The organism is Burkholderia sp. AW33-5 (assembly GCF_053427615.1).
In genome coordinates, this window is record NZ_JBSAXA010000057.1 from 1 (window position 1) to 4,594 (window position 4,594).

2 protein-coding genes and 2 pseudogenes are annotated in these 4,594 nt (G+C 57.2%); all 4 read right to left on the reverse strand.

Annotated features, from left to right (window positions below):
* Positions 1-258: 258 nt before the first annotated feature.
* Positions 259-2,052 carry a type III secretion system outer membrane ring subunit SctC gene (gene sctC, locus ACV22V_RS32165; RefSeq protein WP_448016758.1) on the reverse strand — a complete coding sequence of 598 codons (1,794 nt, stop codon included), beginning with the start codon at positions 2,050-2,052 and terminating at the stop codon, positions 259-261.
* A gap of 42 nt (positions 2,053-2,094) precedes the next feature.
* Positions 2,095-3,546, reverse strand: a complete 1,452-nt coding sequence (locus ACV22V_RS32170; RefSeq protein WP_448016760.1) for a helix-turn-helix transcriptional regulator — start codon at positions 3,544-3,546, stop codon at positions 2,095-2,097.
* Positions 3,547-3,721: 175 nt separating this feature from the next.
* Positions 3,722-4,453: pseudogene (locus ACV22V_RS32175) on the reverse strand (IS5 family transposase); the annotation flags it as partial.
* 23 nt (positions 4,454-4,476) lie between these two features.
* Positions 4,477-4,594: pseudogene (locus ACV22V_RS32180) on the reverse strand (IS5/IS1182 family transposase); the annotation flags it as partial.

Consider the following 4,594-nt stretch of genomic DNA (forward strand, 5'->3'; position numbering starts at 1 on the left):
TTCGACCGTTGGCGCTCCAGAAAGCGGCAGACGCGATAGTCTGCCAAGGGAAAGCAATGCAAGTGTATTATCGCGTCAGAAACAACCGGTCGAGCGTTGTATCGGTCATCAATTGAATCAAATGCGCACGTATTGTGCCCGCGTCGGGCAGCAAATATGAACAACTGCCTCGGCGACTGCAATATTCTGCCACCTCAACTGGCTAATGCCCTCTTCTTCCGCGTCGCGCCGGCTCGATACGGCAACGGAGCGTGAGGCTCATGTGTCCGGGTCGACGATCCGCGGCGACAACAGGAACACTCGCTCCATGTGATTTTGCGAGTCGTTGTTGTATCGGAACAGTGCGCCGAGCAATGGGATCTTTGACAGCCAGGGCACACCACTCGTACCGTTCACACGCTTGTCCGTATTGTAGCCTGCGATCAGCAGGCTCTGCCCCTGACCGACGAACGCCTGCGTATTGATCTCGCTGCTCGCGATAACCGGGAGATTCTCGACCTGATCCCCCGTCAGCTGCCCGTCCGTCACATGAACATTCATCTTGATCCGGGTCCCGCGACTGTCTTGCACGATCATCGGGAGAACGCGCAGCGAAGTGCCGGTCGACACGCTATAAAGTTCCGCCGACGCATAACCGGACACCTTGACGAAGAAGCGCGTCGTGTTGTCCATCACGGCCTCCGAGTTGTCGAGCGTCGCGACAAGTGGCGACGCTTCAATCTTCACCTTCGATGTCGACTGCAGCGCGTTCACGCGCGCCATCAAGAAGCGAGCCGCGTCACCGACAACTGCCGTGACAGACACGCCGGCAGGTGTTGCATTGGCAATCGCGTTGCCTGCGAGCGTCGTCGTGCCGAAGAACGGGTTGACTTGGCCATTCGAAAAGCTGTTTTGCGCCGACGTGCCTATGCTCGTGCCCGACTGAGTCGCACCTGTGCCGGTCTGAATATCGCCGTGGCTGTTATGCGCGCGCCAGTCGACACCAATTTCTCGAAGCAAGTTGTCGTCGATCTCCATGATGTGCGCCTGGATTTCGATGAGCCTGGGTTGAATGTCGAGTTGCTGGATAAGCGGCGCGTACTGTGCGAGGCGATCGGGCATATCACGGATCAACACCGAGTTCGTCATCGGATCGGGCTGGATGATCGGCAGCTCGTCATTCCCCGCAGACGAGTCCCCGGTCTGGGATGAGCCGCCGACCGCGGCGGTTCGCGCCCCTCCGCTAGCACCGCCATTCTGCCCCCCCTTGGTAAACAAGTCACCGAGACCGCCCCCCGTCATGCTCGGCGGTAATGGTGGCATCAGTCGATTATCTCCGGATGCTCCTCCTGAAACGTCGCTCATCGACTGCACTCGTTGCACGCCCGGTGCTGCGCTCGGCTGGCTGACTGTCGCCTTTCCTCGCACTCGATACAAGTTCGCCAGTACAGACGCGACCCCGGGCAAGGTCACCGGGTTTCCGTCGATCTGCACGGTGTGATCTGCCGCCCACGCATGCTTCAGCTTGAAGATACGGATCGTCGACCCGCTCCGACGTCCGGAACGCGCGTCGAGCCGCTGCGCGATATCGGTTATCGTCTGAACGTATTGAACAGGACCACTGACGACTATGGTTCCGGATTCCTCGTCGAAGTAGATCGGAAAGCGCTTGTCGTCCATGCCGATCTGGCGCAGCGCGGAGCGCAAGTCGCTGATCGAAGCGTGATCGAGCGGCAAGACTTGCCGCGTCACATCGTTCGCGTTTGTTATTGACAAGATGTTGCCATCGTAGAACCACACAAATCCGAAAGTTGCTGCGAGCGTATCGAGGAAACGCTGCGGCATCAAATCAAATCGCCCCGTGACAGTACCTTGAACGTTACCGGCAATCGACGCCGCGATGCCTTGACTCGCGGCGAAATCTCTCAGCACGTCCTTCAGATCTTTTCCTGCCAGGGCAACGTGTACTTCCGTGCTCTTCCAGCGGACAGGCATCGCGTTTGCAGCATTGATTCCGGTAGTGCCAAGTATCACGACACACCATGTCGCGTATAACAGTGCTTTCGCTTTCATCGATTTTTGGAGTGTAGGTTGGGAGACAGTAGCCAGCCGAGATCAGCCTGCGAGCGTTTCCGAAGGTGTCTCGTCGAACTCCTTGCGGTAGGCGATCACGAGCGTCGAACCATTCTGGATACCCCATTTTCGAGCGGCTGCCATTACGCTCCGCTCGCCGGTCGATGTGGAATCGACAAGCTCCATACGGATTCGCTCCATTCTCTGTGAGCGAATCAGTTCACGTGGCGAAACCCCGAGGTGGACCTTGAACGCATTCTGTAGCGCGCGCTCCGTGACTCCTATCTCCGCCGAGATCTCCCGAACCGAAAGATCGCTACGACTGAGGTTCTGGAGAATATAGTGATAGGCGCGTCGATACTTCAATGGCAACCGCGCAGTCACGTCATCGGATTGAGGTGGCTGGTTCAATGTCCGACCAACGAGAAACGGCTTGCCCATCATCGCATCCTCGCGTAGGCATCGCGTAGCGACCAGGGCGTAGCGCCTGAAGAAGCTCAACGACTCCTGAGTGTGGTCCTGCAATTGATGGATCTTGGCAACACAATAGAAGTACTCCAGATAGCGACGGCTCAGTTCGCCGCCACGAAATGTTTCTGACATCGGCTCCAGAACAAAATGTGCCAGATTTGGCGCGTTTCCTGCTAGCAAAGCGAGCGCGATCTCAAAACGCAGCGTGTGGCGATAATCGACGAATCCTTGCTCTCCTGCGACATCGAGATACCGCGCCAGTTCGCTGATCGCGTTTCGATCTCCTGCCGCCGCGCACCTCAACTTCATCAGGTATGCGACACGATCTCGCAACAGTGGATCCTCAACGGATCTTTCAGGTTCCGAGACGTCACTCGTGCGATCCACCATGCTCATTGACTGCGAAGATTGCCAATACACATGGTCGTTGAACACCGACGCTCGGCGCAAGTCACTCTGCACGACAAGATCGAAACGCAACACGGCGATAAAATCTCGCCAGTGCACGCGCGTATCGTCGAATTGCTCTTCGACGATCTCCTCAATCGAATCGATGACGTCAAACGCTTCGTCTATGCGTCCCATTTCATAGAGCGCACAGGCAATCCCGAATCGGGACTCAGCCAACCATCCTGCCTGAATGTCGGGCTCATCACATATGCGGGAAAAGCATGCGAGCGCCGTGGTGACTCGGTGGCGAAACAGCGCCTGCCACGCGGTGTTCCGGCAGGTCGCGATGCGAATCTTGTGGTTTGAGCCACGAATTTTTCGTTGGGCACGCCGATAGTTCTCTTCCGCCTCGGCCTCAAACCCAAGCACCAATTGCAGATCAGCGTGCAATTGCAAATCGCATGATGTCCGGTCTGACGGCGTCTTACTGTCGAGCCAGTCGCTAGATCGCTCGAGCGCCGCATCAAGCTCGCCTTCGAGAACCAACGTGAGATGCGACCGCACCTGCGCCGGTGAGTCCGCACGGAGCAGATTCAACGCCGATACCATCGGAAAATAGAGCATCGAGAACATAATACAACTCCTCGCCTAGTCAAACGTTGTGTTTTCACCGAACCGGACCGCTCGCCATCACTCTAGTCTCCGTGCAACAAGCAGATCCTCAAGATCTCTGAACAAAAGCGAATTTGACGAAATTTTTCAATTCACTCGTCGGGTCCGTGCAAAGCCGCGCCACTTAAAGCGTGTTTCAAAAGGAGTTGTCTGGTCGCTGAAGCGTTCGCCAGAAGATCAGGAAACAGACAAATTTGAGGAGTTCTACATGGAAGTCGGCACGACGCTCAAATCGCGTACGAAGACGGCGTGATCCGTTCAGCCAGGCATTGGTACGTTCGACGACCCAACGCACTTTCCCAAGATCGCTGTCGTGAGGTTCCCCGCGTCGGGCAATCGATGTGGAAATGCCGGCGGCGTGCAACGGCCGGCGATATTTGTCGTGGTCGTATGCCCGATCGGCATAGATCCGGACAGGCTTGAGCCGGGGGCGACTACGCAAACCGCGAACCGGTGGATGGCGTTGACCAGTGGCGCAGTTGCGTGATGTCGTTGCGGTTCGCGCCCGTCAGGATGATCGCGAGCGGCGCGACGTTGGCGCCGGTGGCGACGTGATGTTTTAAACCGCGTCGCGCACAAGCGGTGGGGTTAGGTCCCGTTTTTCGCCCGCTCGAACTGCTCGAACAGAAGTGGAATCGATGACGACATGAGAAAAGTCGATCCGATCGGCGACACGCAGCTTCGCAAGCAGGGGCTCCTGGAGCCGATCCCGAACGCGGGCCTGTTGCCAGTCGCACAGGCGGCGCCAGCAACTGATACCCGATCCGCATCCCATCTCGGCAGGTAGTTCGTTCCAGCGAATGCCGCTCTCGAGTATGAAAAGTACTCCAGTCAGCGCATCCCGATCGGCTACGGTTTTTCGCTCCGGCCCAAAACACTCTCTTCGAAGCTCTAACACAATGAGTTTTTCAGCTGTCGCCAGCAGATGATGCAAGCGGCGATTTTCATGAACGCCTCGTGTATGGCCGCGAGGCGTTCGAACCGGATTCGCAGGCGTCTGAAGTTGTGT

Excerpts from the sequence above, each read along its gene's own strand:
- sctC (WP_448016758.1), bottom strand. The coding sequence starts at position 2,052 with ATGAAAGCGAAAGCACTGTTATACGCGACATGGTGTGTCGTGATACTT.
- ACV22V_RS32170 (WP_448016760.1), bottom strand. The coding sequence starts at position 3,546 with ATGTTCTCGATGCTCTATTTTCCGATGGTATCGGCGTTGAATCTGCTC.